The sequence below is a fragment of the Pseudomonas sp. VI4.1 genome, assembly GCF_002029345.1.
GTDB lineage: Bacteria > Pseudomonadota > Gammaproteobacteria > Pseudomonadales > Pseudomonadaceae > Aquipseudomonas.
On record NZ_MULM01000173.1, the window covers coordinates 109,519 to 128,320 of the forward strand.

Sequence of the window (18,802 nt, forward strand, 5' to 3'; positions counted from 1 at the left end):
AGCGAGACCGGCTTGCCGGCGAAAGCGGTCTGCCAGCCAACATCTTTGTTGAATGTGCCGGCCTCTTCGCGAGCAAGCTCGCTCCTACATTGACCGAGTGCGGCCCGATATCGCCAAACAAAAACGCCCGGCATAAGCCGGGCGTTTTCTATTGCGTCACGATCACTCGTGATATTGCGCCGACAACTCATGCACCGCGCGCAAGAACGCACCGGCGTGTTCCGGATCGACTTCCGGGGTGATGCCATGGCCGAGGTTGAACACGTGGCCACTGCCCTTGCCGTAGCTGGCGAGGATGCGGCCGACTTCGGTGCGAATGGCTTCTGGCTTGGCATAGAGCACGGTCGGGTCCATGTTGCCTTGCAGCGCGACTTTGTCGCCAACGCGAGAACGGGCGCTGCCGATGTCGCAGGTCCAGTCCAGGCCCAATGCATCCGCGCCAGCTTCGGCGATACTTTCCAGCCACAGCCCCCCACCCTTGGTGAACAGGATCACCGGCACTTTTCGGCCTTCGTGTTCGCGAATCAGGCCGCTGACGATCTTGCGCATGTAAGCCAGGGAGAATTCCTGGTACGCCGCCGCCGAGAGGCTGCCACCCCAGCTGTCGAAGATCTGCACCGCTTGCGCGCCAGCCATGATCTGGCCGTTGAGGTAGCTGGTGACCGTCTGCGCGAGCTTGTCCAGCAACAGGTGCAAGGCTTGCGGGTTGTCGTAGAGCATGGTTTTGGTCTTGCGATAGTCTTTCGACGAGCCGCCTTCGACCATGTAGGTGGCCAGGGTCCATGGGCTGCCGGCAAAGCCGATCAGTGGCACGCGGCCGTTCAGCTCACGGCGAATGGTGCTGACCGCGTCCATGACGTAGCCGAGGTCTTTGTGCGGATCCGGGATCGGCAGGGCTTCGATGTCCGCCAGGGTGCTGACGACTTTCTTGAAGCGTGGACCTTCACCGGTTTCGAAGTACAGGCCCTGGCCCATGGCGTCCGGGATGGTGAGAATGTCGGAGAACAGGATCGCCGCGTCCAGTTGCGGATAGCGGTCGAGCGGTTGCATCGTGACTTCGCAGGCGAACTCCGGATTCATGCACAGGCTCATGAAGTCGCCGGCCTTGGCACGGCTGGCGCGGTATTCAGGCAGGTAGCGGCCGGCCTGACGCATCATCCACACAGGGGTGACGTCTACAGGTTGCTTGAGCAGGGCGCGAAGGAAACGGTCGTTCTTCAGGGCAGTCATGTCGGCATCCGGAAAAAAAGTGCGGGCATTTTCTCAGAGCGCGACGCAAAAGGCACGGTTGCAGGTCAGCCTTTTGTCTATCGGGTCAATTTGTCGCGGTGGATCACGATTTTCGCAACACCGAGAAACAACTGTGGGAGCGGCGGTGCGACGATTCGACTTGCTCGCGAAAGCGGTGTATCAGGCAACATCAATGCTGACTGACACTCCGACTTCGCGAGCAAGCCCGCTCCCACATTTTGATCGTATTCCAATCTCAGGAAGTGATCAGACGCCCAGGTAATCCAGGATCCCTTCGGCGGCATTGCGGCCTTCGAAGATCGCCGTTACCACCAGGTCAGAACCACGAACCATGTCGCCACCGGCGAAGATTTTCGGGTTGCTGGTCTGGTGCTTGTACTGACCTTGCTCCGGAGCCACGACGCGGCCCTGGCTGTCGGTTTGGATGCTGTGCTGTTCGAACCACGACGCCGGGCTTGGACGGAAACCGAATGCGATGACCACGGCGTCCGCCGGGATGATCTCTTCGGAGCCCGGGATCGGCTCGGGGCTGCGACGCCCGCGGGCGTCCGGTTCGCCGAGACGGGTCTCGACCACCTTCACGCCTTCGACGCGGTCTTCACCGACGATCGCGATTGGCTGGCGGTTGTAGAGGAATTTCACCCCTTCTTCCTTGGCGTTCTTCACCTCTTTGCGCGAGCCCGGCATGTTCGCTTCGTCGCGACGATAGGCACAGGTCACCGACTTGGCGCCCTGGCGAATCGAGGTCCGGTTGCAGTCCATCGCCGTGTCGCCGCCACCCAGCACCACGACCTTCTTGCCCTTCATGTCGACGAAATCTTCCGGCGACTTTTCAAAGCCCAGGTTGCGATTGACGTTGGCGATCAGGAAGTCCAACGCGTCATGCACGCCCGGCAGGTCCTCGCCGGCAAAGCCGCCCTTCATGTAGGTGTAGGTGCCCATGCCCATGAACACGGCATCGTATTCTTCGAGCAGCTGCTCGACGGTCACGTCCTTGCCCACTTCGGTGTTCAGGCGGAACTCGATGCCCATGCCGGTGAAGACTTCGCGGCGATTGCTCAGCACGGTCTTTTCCAGCTTGAACTCAGGGATGCCGAAGGTCAGCAGACCACCGATTTCCGGGTTCTTGTCGAACACCACCGGGGTCACGCCGCCGCGGACCAGCACGTCGGCACAGCCCAACCCTGCCGGGCCTGCGCCGATCACGGCAACACGCTTGCCGGTCGGTATGACCTTGGACATGTCCGGGCGCCAGCCCATGGCAAACGCGGTGTCGGTGATGTACTTCTCGACCGAACCGATGGTCACCGCGCCAAAACCGTCGTTGAGGGTGCAGGCACCCTCGCACAGACGATCCTGCGGGCACACCCGGCCGCAGACTTCCGGCAGGGTGTTGGTCTGGTGCGACAGCTCGGCGGCCTGGAGGATGTTGCCCTCGGCCACCAGTTTCAGCCAGTTCGGAATGAAGTTGTGCACCGGGCACTTCCATTCGCAATACGGGTTACCGCAACCCAGGCAGCGGTGGGCCTGATCGGCCGAATGCTGGGGTTTGAAGGGTTCGTAGATTTCCACGAACTCTTTCTTGCGTTGACGCAACAGTTTCTTCTTCGGATCCTTGCGCCCGACATCGATGAACTGGAAGTCGTTATTCAGACGTTCAGCCATTGTTAAAACCTCATCAAACTCTTCAGGCGCATATCACTGCGGGTTGGCACGGGTGCTGGAAAGCAACGATTTCAGGTTGGCAGCCTTGGGCTTGACCAGCCAGAAACGACGCAGATAGTCATCGAGGTTTTCAGCGAGGTTACGACCCCACTCGCTGTCGGTTTCCTCGACGTATTCGTTCAGCACGCGTTGCAAGTGGCTGCGATAGGCTTCCATCGCCTCACCGCTGATCCGCTGGATTTCCACCAGTTCGTGGTTGACCCGGTCAACGAACGAGTTGTCCTGGTCGAGTACGTAGGCGAAACCGCCGGTCATGCCTGAGCCGAAGTTGTAACCGGTCTTGCCCAGGACGCAGACGAAACCACCGGTCATGTATTCGCAGCAGTGATCGCCAGTGCCTTCAACCACGGTGTGAGCACCGGAGTTGCGCACCGCGAAGCGCTCGCCCGCAGTCCCGGCGGCGAACAGTTTGCCACCGGTGGCGCCGTACAGGCAGGTGTTGCCGATGATGGCACTGTCCTGAGTCTTGTACACGCTACCCTTCGGCGGAACGATGACCAGTTTGCCGCCGGTCATGCCTTTGCCGACATAGTCGTTGGCATCGCCTTCCAGGTACATGTTCAAGCCGCCGGCGTTCCACACACCGAAGCTCTGACCGGCCGTCCCGTTGAAGCGGAAGGTGATCGGTGCGCTGGCCATGCCCTGATTGCCATACTTGCGTGCGATTTCACCGGAGATCCGCGCACCGATAGAACGGTCGCAGTTGCAGATATCCAGGGCGAAATTGGCGCCGCTCATGTCGTTGATGGCCGAGGTGGCCAGGTCGACCATTTTCTCGGCCAGCAGGCCTTTGTCGAACGGCGGGTTGCGCTCGACCTGGCAGAACTGAGGTTTGTCTGCCGGGATGTGATCGCTGCCGAGCAACGGAGTCAGGTCCAGGTGGTTCTGCTTGGCGGTCTGGCCTTCGAGGATGTCCAGCAGATCGGTACGACCGATCAGCTCTTCGAGGGAGCGCACGCCCAGCTTGGCCAGCCACTCACGGGTTTCTTCGGCGACGTAGGTGAAGAAATTCACCACCATGTCGACGGTACCGATGTAGTGATCCTTGCGCAGCTTCTCGTTCTGGGTCGCGACGCCGGTGGCGCAGTTGTTCAGGTGGCAGATACGCAGGTATTTGCAACCCAGCGCGATCATTGGCGCGGTGCCGAAGCCGAAGCTTTCAGCGCCGAGGATCGCCGCCTTGATCACGTCGAGGCCGGTTTTCAGGCCGCCGTCGGTCTGCACCCGGACTTTGCCGCGCAGGTCGTTGCCGCGCAGGGTCTGGTGGGTTTCGGCCAGGCCGAGCTCCCACGGTGCGCCGGCGTATTTGATCGAGGTCAGCGGCGATGCGCCGGTGCCGCCGTCGTAGCCGGAGATGGTGATCAAGTCCGCGTAGGCCTTGGCCACACCGGCGGCGATGGTGCCGACGCCCGCTTCTGCTACCAGCTTCACCGAGACCAGGGCCTTCGGGTTGACTTGTTTCAGGTCGAAAATCAGCTGCGACAAGTCTTCGATCGAGTAGATGTCGTGGTGCGGCGGTGGCGAAATCAGGGTCACGCCCGGCACTGCGTAACGCAGCTTGGCGATCAGGCCGTTGACCTTGCCGCCCGGCAGCTGACCGCCTTCGCCGGGCTTGGCGCCCTGGGCAACCTTGATCTGCAGCACTTCGGCGTTGACCAGGTATTCCGGGGTCACCCCGAAACGGCCGGTCGCGACTTGCTTGATTTTCGAGCTCTTGATGGTGCCGTAGCGCGCCGGGTCTTCGCCGCCTTCGCCGGAGTTGGAACGCGCACCGAGGCGGTTCATGGCTTCGGCCAGGGCTTCGTGGGCTTCCGGCGACAGCGCGCCCAACGAGATACCCGCGGAGTCGAAGCGCTTGAGCACCGATTCCAGCGGTTCGATCTCGCTGATGTCCAACGGCGTATCGAGGGTCTTGACCTTGAACAGGTCGCGGATCATCGACACCGGGCGGTTATCCACCAGCGCCGTGTATTCCTTGAACTTGCCGTAGTCGCCCTGCTGCACAGCGGCTTGCAGGGTGTTGACCACGTCCGGGTTGTAGGCGTGGTATTCGCCACCGTGGACGAACTTCAGCAATCCGCCCTGCTGGATCGGTTTGCGCGGGCTCCAGGCTTCGGCGGCCAGGGCTTTCTGCTCGGCTTCGATGTCGACGAAACGCGCGCCCTTGATGCGGCTTGGCACACCACGGAAGCTCAGGTCGCAGACTTCCTCGGACAGGCCGATCGCTTCGAACAATTGTGCTCCGCGGTAGGAAGCGATGGTGGAAATGCCCATCTTCGACAGGATCTTCAGCAGGCCTTTGGTGATGCCTTTGCGGTAGTTCTTGAACACCTCATAGAGGTCGCCCAGCACTTCACCGGTACGGATCAGGTCGCCCAGCACTTCGTAGGCCAGGAACGGATAGACCGCCGAGGCGCCGAAACCGATCAACACCGCGAAGTGATGCGGATCGCGAGCGGTCGCGGTTTCCACCAGGATGTTGGAGTCGCAACGCAGGCCTTTTTCGGTCAGGCGGTGGTGCACCGCGCCGGTGGCCAGGGATGCGTGGATCGGCAACTTGCCCGGGGCGATGTGACGGTCGCTCAACACGATCTGGGTGCGACCGGCGCGAACCGCTTCTTCAGCCTGATCGGCGACGTTGCGCACCGCGGCTTCGAGGCCGACGCTCTCGTCATAGTTGAGGTCGATGATCGCGCGCTCGAAGCCCGGACGATCGAGGTTCATCAGCGAGCGCCACTTGGCCGGGGAAATGACCGGCGAGCTGAGGATCACGCGCGAAGCGTGTTCCGGCGACTCCTGGAAGATGTTGCGCTCGGCACCGAGGCAGATCTCCAGCGACATGACGATGGCTTCACGCAGCGGGTCGATCGGCGGGTTGGTCACCTGCGCGAACTGCTGGCGGAAATAGTCGTACGGCGTGCGCACGCGCTGGGACAGCACGGCCATCGGCGTATCGTCGCCCATCGAGCCAACGGCCTCGTAGCCTTGCTCGCCGAGCGGACGCAGCACCTGATCACGTTCTTCGAACGTGACCTGGTACATCTTCATGTACTGCTTGAGCTGATCGACGTCGTAGAACGCCGATCCGTGGTCGTTGTCTTCCATGGTCGCCTGGATGCGCAGGGCATTCTTGCGCAGCCATTGCTTGTACGGATGACGCGACTTCAAGCGGTTGTCGATGGCATCGGTGTCGAGGATCTGACCGGTTTCGGTGTCCACGGCAAAGATCTGGCCCGGGCCGACGCGGCCCTTGGCGATCACGTCTTCAGGCTGGTAGTTCCAGACACCGATTTCCGACGCCAGGGTGATGAAGCCGTTCTTGGTGGTGACCCAACGCGCCGGGCGCAGACCGTTACGGTCGAGCAGGCACACCGCATAGCGACCGTCGGTCATTACCACACCGGCCGGGCCGTCCCACGGTTCCATGTGCATCGAGTTGTATTCGTAGAACGCCCGCAGGTCCGGGTCCATGGTTTCGACGTTCTGCCACGCAGGCGGAATGATCATCCGCACGCCGCGGAACAGGTCGATGCCACCTGTGACCATCAGCTCGAGCATGTTGTCCATGCTGGAGGAGTCGGAACCTACACGGTTGACCAGCGGGCCGAGTTCTTCCAGATCCATCAGATCGTTGGTGAACTTGGTGCGCCGGGCCTGGGCCCAGTTGCGGTTGCCGGTGATGGTGTTGATCTCGCCGTTGTGGGCGAGGAAGCGGAACGGCTGCGCCAGCGGCCATTTTGGCAAGGTGTTGGTCGAAAAGCGCTGGTGGAACACGCAGATCGAGGTTTGCAGGCGCTGGTCGCTGAGGTCTGGATAGAAGGCGGTCAAATCCGCCGGCATCATCAGGCCTTTATAAATGATGGTCTTGTGGGAAAAGCTGCAGATGTAGTGATCGACGTCGGCGGCGTTGGCCACGGACGAGCGACGACGGGCGCTGAACAGCTTGATCGCCATGTCCTGGTCGCTCAGGCCTTCACCGCCGATGTACACCTGCTCGATCTGCGGCAGGCGCTCGAGGGCCAGGCGGCCGAGGACGCTGGTGTCGATCGGCACTTTGCGCCAGCCGACCAGCTGCAGGCCTTCCGCCAGGAGCTCGCGGTTCATGTTCTCGCGAGCGGCTTCGGCTTTGACCGGATCCTGGTTGAAGAAGACCATGCCCACCGCATATTGCTTGGGCAGTTCGACGCCGAAGGTTTCCTGGGCGATGGCTCGCAGGAACGCGTCCGGCTTTTGAATCAGCAGACCGCAACCGTCACCGGTCTTGCCGTCGGCGTTGATCCCACCGCGGTGGGTCATGCAGGTCAGGGCCTCGACGGCCGTTTGCAAAAGGGTATGACTGGGCTCGCCCTGCATATGGGCTATCAGGCCGAAACCGCAGTTATCCTTGAATTCATCTGGTTGGTACAGACCTGCTTTCATAGACACTTTCTCACCAGGCTGCCCCTTATTAGGGCAAATTTCTTTTCAATTCAACCACTTGCCATCCGCGCCGAACGTACGCCAGCTTTGCGGGGGCAAAAGGGAGGTCATTGTACACACCGACACAGAGGCTCACAAATTTGACGACGAAATGTCGCAAATCTATGTCGCATTTGTGAAAGGTTTAAAGCTATCTACTGTGCTAGTCAAAACTTTTTTAATTTTGACCGCTACGACTCAAAGACTACTGTGACGCAGACACCACAAGGCACGCGGCCTTGCGGGCAGCGCGCACTTGCGGAAATTTTGAGGTGCCTGGAGTGGCGGCCTGGGTAAGGCCGCCGAATCTTCAGCGAGTTGCTGCCAGTTCCTGTTGGACGCTGGCGACAGTGCGAGGCCAAGGTTTACCAGCCTGAACCTTCGCTGGCAAGGCCTTGATGGCGCTGAGGGCTGCATCGCGGTTGGCGAAACTGCCGTAAGTGATGACGTAAAGCGGTTTGCCGTTAAGCACTTTCTTGAAATAACGGTACTCGCCGCCCTGCTCTTTCACGAAGTTTTGCGCGGATGCTTCGGAGCTGGTGCCGAGGATCTGCACCACGTAGTTGCCCGGCGCTTGTCCTGCGTACCAGGTGCCACCCGCGGCTTTGGCCACGGTGACTGGCTTTTCGGCAGGCTTGGCGGCTGCCGCGGCGGGTTTGGCTGGCACTGGGGCCGGTTTCGCAGCAGGCGCCGGAGCAGGCTTGGCCGTCGCGACTTGAGTCGGAGCAGGTGCTGGCTTGGCCGCCGATGTCGGCGCCGGACCTGGCTGCAAACCCGCAGGCGGAGCAGTCGTGGTCACGGTCGGCGGCGTGGCGCTGGAGCCTTCTAACGGCACGCCGTCGTCGCCTTCGGTGATACCGCCGGCCGCTTCGGCCAGGGGACCGCGCATGACCGGCTGCGAGTTGCCGACCAGCGGCAACGGCATCGGTTGCGAATTACCGTTGAACTCCATCGCCGGAGCACCGCTACCGTCTGGTTGCGGTGTGCCCTGGCCTGGCGGCAGTTGCGCCTGCTCGTTGGCAGGTGCGCCTGTGGTCGGTGCTTTGCTGCGACCCGGCATCAACCAGGCGGCGGCTACCGCGACCACGACGACGGCGGAAATCGCCAATACGTGTTTCTTCGGCATATTGAACCCCATACTTGGACGCTTGACCGCTGAGCGGCTGGCAATCATGGCTTCGATCATTGCATCGCGGGCAACCTGGTTGATGTTGCCAGGCCAACCGTCGGAGCTTTCGTGAATATCAGAGATCTGATTCGCGGTGAAAAGTTCGATTCCCCGCCCCGCGCCCTCGAGCCGCTGGTCCAGATATTCCCGGGTTTCTTCTTCAGTGTACGGCTGCAACTCGATGACGTGGAAACGCTCTTCCTCAAGGCTCAACGCATCAAGCTGCGCGATCAGCGAGGACTCGCCGAACAGGAACACATGCGGACGACCTTCCGGCGCACCGGCGGCCAGAGCCATCAAGGCCTCCAGCGCGGACTCGTCGACGTGCTCGGCATCATCCACCAGCAGGTAGACTTCCTGCCCTGTGAGCGCCAATTGCACCACTTGAGCCAGAATCGCACCGACCTGCGGCTGCGCAACGTTCAGCGCCTGAGCCACCTGCTGCAGCACGCCGGTTGCATCACCGGCACCCCGGGCAGAAACCACGACACTCTGCACCGACTGCTTGTTGGTACTGGCCACCAGGGCCTGACGCAACAGGGTCTTGCCACTGCCTTGCGGGCCGGTGACCACCAGCAGCATCTGGCTATAGCGTGCAAGGTGATGCAGCTGGCCCAGCACCGGCTTGCGCTGGGCAGGGAAAAATTTGAAACCTGGCACCCGTGGAGCGAAAGGGTCATGGCTCAACTGGTAATGGCCGAGGAACGCCTCGTCGGCATGCAAACTAGTCATCGGGATCTTATTAACCTTTAAGCTGAGCCAGGGCGCGGTAATCCGCTCCCAGCGTGGCCTGTAGAACCTCTTTCGGATAATCGTCGGTCACCACCGCTTCGCCCATGTGGCGCAGCAGCACCAGGCGTAAACGACCGTCGATCACTTTCTTGTCAATTGCCATGTGCTCGAGGAAATCGGCTTCGGTCATCTCTTCCGGCGGGATGACCGGCAGGCCGGCGCGCTGGAACAGGCGGATGCCGCGATCGCGCTCCTGCTCGCTGATCCAGCCCAGCAGTGCGGACATGTGCAACGCCATTACGGTGCCAGCAGCAACCGCTTCGCCATGCAGCCAGACACCATAGCCCATATGGGTTTCGATGGCGTGACCGAAGGTGTGACCCAGGTTCAACGTGGCACGAACGCCGGTTTCCTTCTCGTCGGCACCGACGACCGCAGCCTTGGCCGCGCAGGAACGCTCGATGGCGTAGGTCAGGGCGACCTGATCCAGGGCGCGCAGGCGATCGACGTTTTCTTCAAGCCAGGTCAGGAACGGCTCGTCGCAGATCAGCCCGTATTTGATGACTTCCGCCAGCCCGGCGGACAGCTCGCGGGCCGGCAGGGTGTTGAGGGTGGCGGTATCGATCAGCACCACGTTCGGCTGATAGAAGGCGCCGACCATGTTCTTGCCCAGCGGATGATTGATCCCGGTCTTGCCGCCCACCGACGAGTCGACTTGCGACAGCAACGTGGTCGGGACCTGGATGAAATCGACGCCGCGCTGGTAGCAGGCGGCAGCAAAACCGGCCATGTCACCGATGACGCCGCCACCCAGGGCAATAACCGTGGTGCGCCGGTCGTGGCGCGCGGTCAGCAGGCCGTCGAAGATAAGCTGCAGGGTTTCCCAGGTCTTGAAGGCCTCGCCGTCGGGCAGGATCACGGAGATAACCGAGAACGGTGCGAGGCTGCGGGTCAGACGCTCGAGATAGAGCGGCGCAACGGTCTCGTTGGAGATAATCGCCACTTGCCGTCCGCGGATATGCGGGGCCAGCAGCTCAGGCTGATCCAACAAACCTTCGCCAATATGAATCGGGTAGCTGCGCTCGCCTAGATCGACCTTGAGTGTCTGCATGTGTCCCCACAGTAAAGATGGAATCAGGCGTCCTGCCTTGAGTTAACCGATGTCTACGGCGTCTGCTGGTGTGACGCCGTTCGGCAGCCATGCGCCACAACCTTGAGCGGCCATGACAGCGCCCGAGGATAACGCATTTCGCGCCGCGCTTTAACGGGGAGGCAGCTGTTGCAAGCGCTCGAGAATATCAAGCACCACCATTCGCGGCGGTCGCTCATCGGTTTCCACCACCAGATCGGCGATTTCCCGATAAAGCGGATCGCGAATCGCCAACAGGTCCCGAAGGGTCTTGGCCGGATCGGCAGTGCGCAGCAGGGGTCGATTGCGGTCACGCGAGGTGCGACCGACCTGCTGCTCGACGGAGGCATGCAGGTATACCACCCGACCACCGGCACGCAGCGCCCGACGATTGGCTTCGCGCATGACCGCGCCGCCACCGGTCGCCAGCACCACGCCATCGCAGCCGCACAGCTCGGCAATCATCGCCTGCTCGCGGTCACGAAAGCCCGGTTCGCCTTCCTTATCGAAAATCCACGGGATATTGGCGCCGGTGCGCAATTCAATTTCCTTATCGGAATCTCTGAACGGCAGGCGCAGCTCTTTGGCCAGCAAACGGCCGATGGTGCTTTTTCCAGCCCCCATCGGTCCTACAAGAATCAAATTTCGCACAGAATCAACGACTCACAGCAATCGCCTGGTTATTCATGATACGCGGAGTGAGAAACACCAACAGCTCGGATTTTTTCTCCGAAACCACGTCACGCCGGAAAAGGCGGCCAAGATACGGCACATCGCCAAGAAATGGCACCTTATCTACAACCTTGCTCTGAGTATTTGAAAAAACGCCACCAATGACGATGGTCTCGCCGTCATTGACCAGCACCTTGGCATTGACCTCGTTTTTCTTGATCGGCGGCACATCCTGCACCTTGTTCAAGTAGTCCGGCTCGTCCTTGGTGACCTTGACCTCCATGATGATCCGGTTGTCCGGGGTGATCTGCGGCGTCACTTCCAGCGACAGCGAGGCCTCCTTGAACGACACCGACGTGGCGCCGCTGGAGCTGGCTTCCTGATAGGGAATTTCAGTGCCTTTGAGGATTTTCGCGGTTTCCTTGTCGGACGTGACCACCTTGGGCTGCGAAACGATTTCACCGTTGCCGGTCTTCTCCATCGCGGTCAGCTCCAGGTCCAGCAACACATTGTCGGTGATGAACGCGATGCCCAGTCCCGAGGTGTTGCCGGCGGCGCCCATGTCGACGAACGGCGAGTTGGTGCTGGTACTGCCCGGCGTACCAATGGTGGTCGACGAGCCGTTGCTGACCCCGGACGTGTTCCAGTTGCCTTTGTTCTGCACCGAACCGCCCCAGCGCACGCCGAGGCTTTTGTCGTAATCGACATTGGCTTCGACGATGCGCGCCTCGATCATCACCTGCCGCACCGGAATATCCAGCTGCGCAACGATACGACGAAGTTCATCAAGGCGGTCCTGGGTCTGGTAGGCAATGATGTTGTTGGTGCGCTCATCGACGGTGATCGAGCCCCGTTCGTCGATTTTTGCCTCGGCACTGGTCACCGACTGAAACAGCTTGGCGATATCCGCGGCCTTGGCGTAGTTGACCTGCAGCAGCTCGCGACGCAAAGGCGCCAGTTCGGCAATCTGCTTTTGCGACTCGAGCTCCTGGCGTTCGCGCGCGGCAATCTCATCGGCGGGCGCCACCAGCAGCACGTTGCCGATCATGCGTTTATCCAGGCCTTTGGTTTTCAGCACCAGGTCCAGCGCCTGGTCCCACGGCACGTTCTGCAAACGCAGGGTGATCCCGCCCTGCACCGTGTCGCTGGCCACCAGGTTGAGGTTGGTGAAATCAGCGATCAGTTGCAGCACCGAGCGCACATCGATGTCCTGGAAATTCAGCGAGAGCTTTTCACCGGTGTAGGCGAAACGCTCGGCGTTGCGTTTTTGCAGGTCGTCGACGGTCATCGGCCGGATGCTGACCGTCAGCTTGTTGTCGGTTTGATAGGTCGAATAGTCAAACGCGCCGCTGGGCTCGATGCTGATGGTGGCCCGATCGCCCGTGGCGCTGGCATTGACGAACTGCACCGGCGTGGCGAAGTCCTTGACGTCCAGGCGCACCCGCAATGGCTCGGGCAGTTGTGTCCTGGCGAAACCGAGGATGATCTTGCCGTCGCGCTCCTGAATATCCGGGGCGATGGTGGGGTCCGACAGATCGATGACCACATTGCCTTCACCCTGGGTGCCGCGCTGGAAATCCACGCCCCGAATGGCCTTGCCCACCGGCGCATACGTCCTGGCCGGGGCTGGCGTTGCAGTGGCAGCGCGAGGCGTATTGGCGGGCCGGGGTGCGGCCTTCGCGGCGCCTTGCCCGACAACCACGAACAGGGTGTTGCCTTCGACCCGCGCGTCATACGGGGTCAATTGAGTGAGGTTGATGATCAGCCGCGTGCGGTCCTTGGCCTCCACCACCGTGGCGCTGCGGGCATTGCCGCCCCCCAGTTCGCGATTCTTGCTCTTCAGCTGACTGACTACCCCGGGCAGATCCAGCGCAATCCGTGCCGGCGATTCCGTGGTGTAGCCACGGGGCGTCGGGGGCGGTCCATCGAAGGACAACTTCAACTCGACGCGGTCTCCCGGTAACGCCGCGACATCCAGCGTCTTGAGGTTGGCCGCTGATACCATCGGCGACAGCAGCGCTATCCATAGCGAAATACCGAAGGTGGAGAAAATCCTGTTCATTGTTCGAGTTCCACTATGAGTGCTCTTTCAAAGGAATGGTCCGCGGCCGCTCCAGCCAGGCGCCTTCGCCGTCCGGAACGATTTCGACCACATCGACCTGCGAGCCGCTGATGGCGACGATCCTTCCATCGTTACGTCCCAGGTAATCGCCGACTTTCAGCCGATGCACACCGCCCGCTCCGCGCAGCAGCGCAAAGGAACCCGTCGCATTGGAGAGGGTGCCGACCATTTCAAACTGCTCGATGTTGAAACCTTCGAGGTATTGCTTGACCCGACCAGGGTCGGGCTTGACGTTGCGCGAGCCGTGTTTCTGACCCGCCAGATCGACTCTGGCCTGCCTGGAAAACGGGCTTCTCAGGTTGGCGGCACTGTAGGTGAATGTCGGGTATGACTGGAATATCGGGGTGGGTTCAATCTTGCCCGGCGGTCGCAGGCGCACTTCGTTCATGTAGGCATCGAGGTCACTGACGTCATTGCCGCTGCCACAACCGGCCAGGCCGGCGATGAATACCATCATCGATACACAACGAATCGGGCTCATTTTTGCAGCCCCTTGTCGTTGTAGCGGTAAGTCTTGGCCAGGATGCTCATGCGCAACCTCGGCCCGCCCTCGGGGTTGGCCGGCGCAATATCGAAGTCATGCAGGGTGACGATGCGTGGCAGTCCCGCTACGCCACTGACGAAGGTGGCCAGGTCATGGTAGGCACCGGTGACGGTGATCTGGATCGGCAGCTCGATGTAGAACTGCCGGGAGGCCTCCGGCAACAGCTTGATCTCTTCGAATTCCAGACCGCTGCCCAGGCCCGTGCGCGTGATGTCCTCCAGCAGGCCGGGCACCTCGGTGTCACTGGGCAATTGGCGCAGCAGCACGCCGAAAGAGTTCTCCATTTCCTTCATCTGCTGGGTATACAGCTCCAGATTCGCCGCCATGTGGGCTTTGCTGGCGAATTGCTCCTTGAGGGTCGACTCTTCCTCGCGCTTGAGGTCGAGGTGATCCTCCTGATCGCTGATGTAAAAGCTGTACCCCAGCGCCAGCACCAAGACCATCAGCAGGGCACCCGCCGATGCCTTGATCACCGGCGGCCAGGAACCCATGTTGTTGGTATCCAGGTCGTTGATATCGATCTTGCGCAGGCCTTCGAACCATTCGGACAGCCTCATTTGGCGCTCTCCACGGCCGGTTGAGTCTGACGTACGGTCAATTGGAAAACATTGGCCTGATCGAGCTGACCGGCGGTGGTCGCTTTGACTTCCGTGAGGCTGGGCGCATCGAACCAGTCGGACGCATCCAGGTTGCGCATCAGGTCTGATACGCGGTTGTTGGATTCTGCCGCGCCTGCAATGGACAAGGTTTTGCCGACCATTTTCACTTCGGTGAAGTAAACGCCATCCGGCAAGGTACGCGCCAACTGATCGAAGATGCGCCCGCTGATGGGGCGATTGCCTTGCAGGTCCTGGATGATGCGCATGCGCTCGACCAGCTGCTGGCGACGGGCCTTGAGGTCGCTGATCTGCTTGATCCGCTCATCGACCACGGCAATCTGCTTGCCGATGTAGTCGTTACGGGCGATTTGACGATCGATGGCGCCTTTGATGACCTGGTCCGCAATCAGCACCGCCCCCACCGAACCCACCAGCACCCCGACCAGCGCCAGCAAAAAGCGCTTGCGACGCGCTTCACGCAGTTCCTCGCGCCAGGGTAAAAGATTGATCCGCGCCATCAGTCGAAACTCCTGAGGGCCAGCCCGCAGGCAATCATCAGTGCCGGGGCATCACTGGCCAGGGCACCGGCGTTGACCTTGCTGCTCAGGCTCATATCGGAGAAGGGGTTGGCCACTTGCGTGGGGGTGCCCAGTCGCTGCTCGATCAACCGGTCCAGCCCCGAGACCGACGCGGTACCGCCGGCCAGCAGAATGTGATCGACCGAGTTGTACTGACCGGAGGCGAAGAAAAACTGTAACGAGCGGGACACCTGCTGCACCAGCGCCTCGCGAAATGGCTGCAGGACCTCGCTGACGTAGTCGTCCGGCAGGCCGCCCTGTTTCTTCGCCAGCCCTGCCTGCTCGAGGGTCAAGCCATATCGTCGCTGGATTTCTTCCGTCAGCTGGCGACCGCCGAACAATTGCTCGCGGGTGTAGATGATGCGCCCATTGTGCAGCACGCTCAGCGTGGTCATGGTGGCGCCGATGTCGACCACCGCCACCGTCAGCCCCGCCTGGGAGGCCGCCAGATGACGCGTCAGCAGGCCGTACGATCGCTCCAGCGCGTAGGCCTCGACGTCGACCACCCGAGCGGTCAGGCCGGCCAGCGCCAAGGCCGCTTCACGGACTTCGACGTTCTCCTTGCGACAAGCCGCCAGCAGCACATTGACCCGCTCGGGGCTGCGCGCCGACACGCCCTGGACTTCAAAGTCGATCGCGACTTCGTCCAATGGATAAGGGATGTATTGATCGGCCTCGATCTTCAGCTGGTTTTCCATCTCGTCGTCGGAAAGACCGGCATCCATCTCGATGGTCTTGGTGATCACTGCCGAACCGGCCACGGCCACGGCGACGTTCCTGAGGCTGGTCTTGGCCTTGAGCAGCACGCGTGCGAGGGCCTGACCCACGCCTTCGAGCTCGGCGATATTTTTCTCGACCACCGCACTGGGGGGCAGCGGTTCGACCGCATAGGCCTCGACCCGGTAGCGATCACCCTGGCGGCTCAATTCCAGAAGCTTGACCGACGTGGAACTGATGTCGATCCCCAGCAGCGTATTGGCCTTTTTATTGAAGAGTCCTAGCACTACCAATTCCCTATGACTTTCCGTGAGTTACGGACTCCGTAATACGCATTGCGTTCACACCACCCGTCTTGACAGCAGCGCAAATGACGCCCTTGACGGAAAAATGCTTATAATGCCCAGCGTTTTTTTCCACATTTACTTCAAGCGCGGGTCGTTCCCTGTTTACCTGAACCCTGAGCCTAATTCATTCTTTGCCTGGATATCCAAAAGCCTTGATTCGTCTGCTGAAATTTTTCGGGTGGTCCATCGTCGCCGTCTTCTGCGGACTGCTCCTTGGTCTGAGCGGCGCGTTTTTATACCTTAGCCCCGGATTGCCATCCGTGGAGACACTGAGAAGCATTCAGTTGCAGATTCCATTGCGGGTATACAGCAGCGACGACAAATTGATCGCTGAATTTGGCGAAATGCGCCGCACGCCGATCCGTTTCGCCGACATCCCGCCCAATTTCATCAATGCCTTGCTCAGCGCCGAAGACGACAATTTCGCCAACCACTACGGCGTCGATCCCGGCAGCCTGATGCGTGCCGCCACTCAGTTGATCAAGAGCGGACACATCCAGTCCGGCGGCAGCACCATCACTATGCAGGTTGCGAAGAATTTTTTCCTTACCAGCGAACGCAGCTTCTCGCGCAAGACCACTGAAATCCTCCTGGCCCTGCAGATCGAACGGCAACTGACCAAGGACGAAATCCTTGAGTTGTACGTGAACAAAATCTACCTGGGCAACCGCGCCTACGGCATCGAGGCCGCGGCGCAAGTCTATTACGGCAAGTCGATTCGAGACGTCAGCCTGGCACAAATGGCGATGATCGCCGGCCTGCCCAAGGCGCCGTCGCGCTTCAACCCACTGGCCAACCCCGCCCGCAGCAAAGAGCGTCGCGACTGGATCCTGGGGCGCATGTACAAGCTGGGCAAAATCACCGAAGCCGACTACACCACGGCGATCAACGAACCGCTCAACGCCAGTTATCACGTACCGACTCCGGAGGTGAATGCGCCGTACATCGCGGAAATGGCCCGCGCCGAAATGGTCGGGCGCTATGGCAGCGATGCCTACACCGAAGGCTTTCGCGTGACCACCACGGTGCCGAGCAACCTGCAGGAAATGGCCAACACCGCGGTCCACGAAGGCTTGATGACCTACGATCAGCGGCATGGTTATCGTGGCCCCGAGTCACGCCTGCCGGGCAAGACCCGCGAGGCCTGGGCGACGGAACTGACTAAACAGCGCACCGTCAGCAGCCTTGAGCCGGCCATCGTCATTCACGTCGACAAGACTGGCCTGCAAGTGCTGACCCGCACCGGCAAAGAACACGTCAGCTGGGACACCATGAAATGGGCGCGGCCGTTCCTGAACACCAACAGCATGGGCCCCAATCCGAAGCAGCCCTCGGATGTGGCTCAGGTCGGTGATCTGGTTCGCGTCCAGCGCCAACCCGACAACTCCCTGAAGTTCAGCCAGATCCCGCAAGCCCAGGGCGCACTGGTGTCCCTCGACCCGCAGAACGGCGCCATTCGCTCGCTGGTCGGCGGCTTTGCGTTCGAGCAGAGCAACTACAACCGCGCTCTGCAGGCCAAGCGTCAGCCGGGTTCGAGCTTCAAGCCGTTCGTCTACAGTGCCGCGCTGGATAACGGCTATACCGCCGCCAGCCTGGTGAACGACGCCCCGATCGTGTTTGTCGACGAATACCTGGACAAGGTCTGGCGCCCGAAGAACGACACCAACACCTTCCTCGGTCCGATCCGCATGCGAGAGGCGCTCTACAAGTCGCGCAACCTGGTATCGATCCGCCTGCTGCAAGCGCTGGGCGTGGACCGCACCATCGACTACATCAGCAAGTTCGGCTTCAACAAGCAGGACCTGCCGCGCAACCTGTCCCTGGCCCTGGGCACCGCCACCCTGACGCCCATGGAAATCGCCACCGGCTGGAGCACCTTCGCCAACGGCGGCTACAAGATCACCCCGTACATTATCGACAAGATCGAAAGCCGCAACGGCGACACACTGTTCGTCGCCAACCCGCCAAGCGTTCCGAAAGGCGATGCAGTCAGCAACGGCATCGCGGCACCGGCACCGGCTGCAGACGCGTTCACCGTCAGCGCAACGCCAGGCGACACCCTGACTGCCCAGCCAGTGCCGCCCACCCCGGCCGTGGCCGAACGCATTGTCGACGGCCGCACCACGTTCATCCTCAACAGCATGCTCGAGGACGTCATCAAACGCGGCACCGGCCGCCGCGCCCTGGCATTGGGGCGCAGTGACATTGCGGGCAAGACCGGCACCACCAACGAATCCAAGGACGCCTGGTTCTCCGGCTACAACGCTGACTACGTGACCACCGTCTGGACCGGCTTCGACCAGCCTGAAAGCCTGGGTCGCCGGGAGTTCGGCGGCACTGTCGCGCTGCCGATCTGGATGAGCTACATGGGCGCCGCGCTCAAGGACAAGCCGCCGCATACGCAGCGAGAACCGGAAGGCATCCTCAGCCTGCGCGTCGACCCGATCAGTGGCCGTGCAGCCTCCCCAGGCACGCCAGGCGCCTACTTCGAACTGTTCAAGGCCGAGGACACGCCACCGTCGGGTAACGAGCTGGGCAACGGCAATGCGCCGGGCAGCCCGCTGCCCGCGGATGAAGGGGCGCCGATCGATTTGTTCTGATCGCACAGCCCATCAAAAAGCCCCGCCTTCGGGAGAAGCGCGGGGCTTTTTTCATATGGATTATTGCTGCAGCCTGAAGATGGTCGTCTCCTATCAGGCCGCCTTCGCTGGCAAGCCAGCTCCTACAGGGGTCCGCCGAATGCCTCAGACCTCCTGTAGG

At 61.2% G+C, this 18,802-nt stretch carries 12 protein-coding genes; 1 reads left to right on the top strand and 11 read right to left on the bottom strand.

The window, feature by feature from the left end:
- Positions 1–162 precede the first annotated feature (162 nt).
- The 11 genes from hemE to BZ163_RS24335 form a co-directional block, all read right to left on the bottom strand.
- Positions 163–1,230: a uroporphyrinogen decarboxylase gene (gene hemE / locus BZ163_RS24275; RefSeq protein WP_128872925.1), complete on the bottom strand. Its 1,068-nt coding sequence runs from the start codon at positions 1,228–1,230 to the stop codon at positions 163–165.
- A 267-nt stretch (positions 1,231–1,497) separates the two neighbouring features.
- Positions 1,498–2,916, bottom strand: coding sequence for an FAD-dependent oxidoreductase (locus BZ163_RS24285; RefSeq protein WP_008149580.1), 1,419 nt, complete (start codon positions 2,914–2,916; stop codon positions 1,498–1,500).
- A gap of 33 nt (positions 2,917–2,949) precedes the next feature.
- Entirely contained in the window at positions 2,950–7,395 is a 4,446-nt protein-coding gene (gltB, locus tag BZ163_RS24290) for a glutamate synthase large subunit (protein WP_128872927.1), read from the bottom strand.
- Positions 7,396–7,744: 349 nt separating this feature from the next.
- Entirely contained in the window at positions 7,745–9,334 is a 1,590-nt protein-coding gene (locus tag BZ163_RS24300; protein ID WP_128872928.1) for an SPOR domain-containing protein, read from the bottom strand.
- A gap of 10 nt (positions 9,335–9,344) precedes the next feature.
- Positions 9,345–10,445, bottom strand: a complete 1,101-nt coding sequence (gene aroB, locus BZ163_RS24305; protein WP_128872929.1) for a 3-dehydroquinate synthase — start codon at positions 10,443–10,445, stop codon at positions 9,345–9,347.
- Between the two features lie 150 nt (positions 10,446–10,595).
- Complete coding sequence (gene aroK, locus BZ163_RS24310; RefSeq protein ID WP_128872930.1) at positions 10,596–11,114, bottom strand: shikimate kinase AroK; 519 nt, start codon at positions 11,112–11,114, stop codon at positions 10,596–10,598.
- Between the two features lie 4 nt (positions 11,115–11,118).
- Positions 11,119–13,197: a type IV pilus secretin PilQ gene (gene pilQ / locus BZ163_RS24315; protein ID WP_128872931.1), complete on the bottom strand. Its 2,079-nt coding sequence runs from the start codon at positions 13,195–13,197 to the stop codon at positions 11,119–11,121.
- A 13-nt stretch (positions 13,198–13,210) separates the two neighbouring features.
- Positions 13,211–13,738, bottom strand: coding sequence for a pilus assembly protein PilP (locus BZ163_RS24320; RefSeq protein WP_128872932.1), 528 nt, complete (start codon positions 13,736–13,738; stop codon positions 13,211–13,213).
- On the bottom strand, positions 13,735–14,358 hold the full coding sequence (gene pilO / locus BZ163_RS24325; RefSeq protein ID WP_128872933.1) for a type 4a pilus biogenesis protein PilO: 624 nt from the start codon (positions 14,356–14,358) through the stop codon (positions 13,735–13,737). Before pilO ends, BZ163_RS24320 begins: the two co-directional genes overlap by 4 nt.
- Positions 14,355–14,918 carry a PilN domain-containing protein gene (locus BZ163_RS24330; protein ID WP_128872934.1) on the bottom strand — a complete coding sequence of 188 codons (564 nt, stop codon included), beginning with the start codon at positions 14,916–14,918 and terminating at the stop codon, positions 14,355–14,357. The genes pilO and BZ163_RS24330 overlap by 4 nt, the downstream gene beginning before the upstream one ends.
- On the bottom strand, positions 14,918–15,982 hold the full coding sequence (locus tag BZ163_RS24335; RefSeq protein ID WP_128872935.1) for a pilus assembly protein PilM: 1,065 nt from the start codon (positions 15,980–15,982) through the stop codon (positions 14,918–14,920). Before BZ163_RS24335 ends, BZ163_RS24330 begins: the two co-directional genes overlap by 1 nt.
- A gap of 215 nt (positions 15,983–16,197) precedes the next feature.
- Here BZ163_RS24335 and BZ163_RS24340 point away from each other — a divergent pair, with 215 nt between their 5' ends.
- On the top strand, positions 16,198–18,642 hold the full coding sequence (locus tag BZ163_RS24340; protein WP_371916828.1) for a penicillin-binding protein 1A: 2,445 nt from the start codon (positions 16,198–16,200) through the stop codon (positions 18,640–18,642).
- The last annotated feature ends 160 nt before the right edge of the window (positions 18,643–18,802 follow it).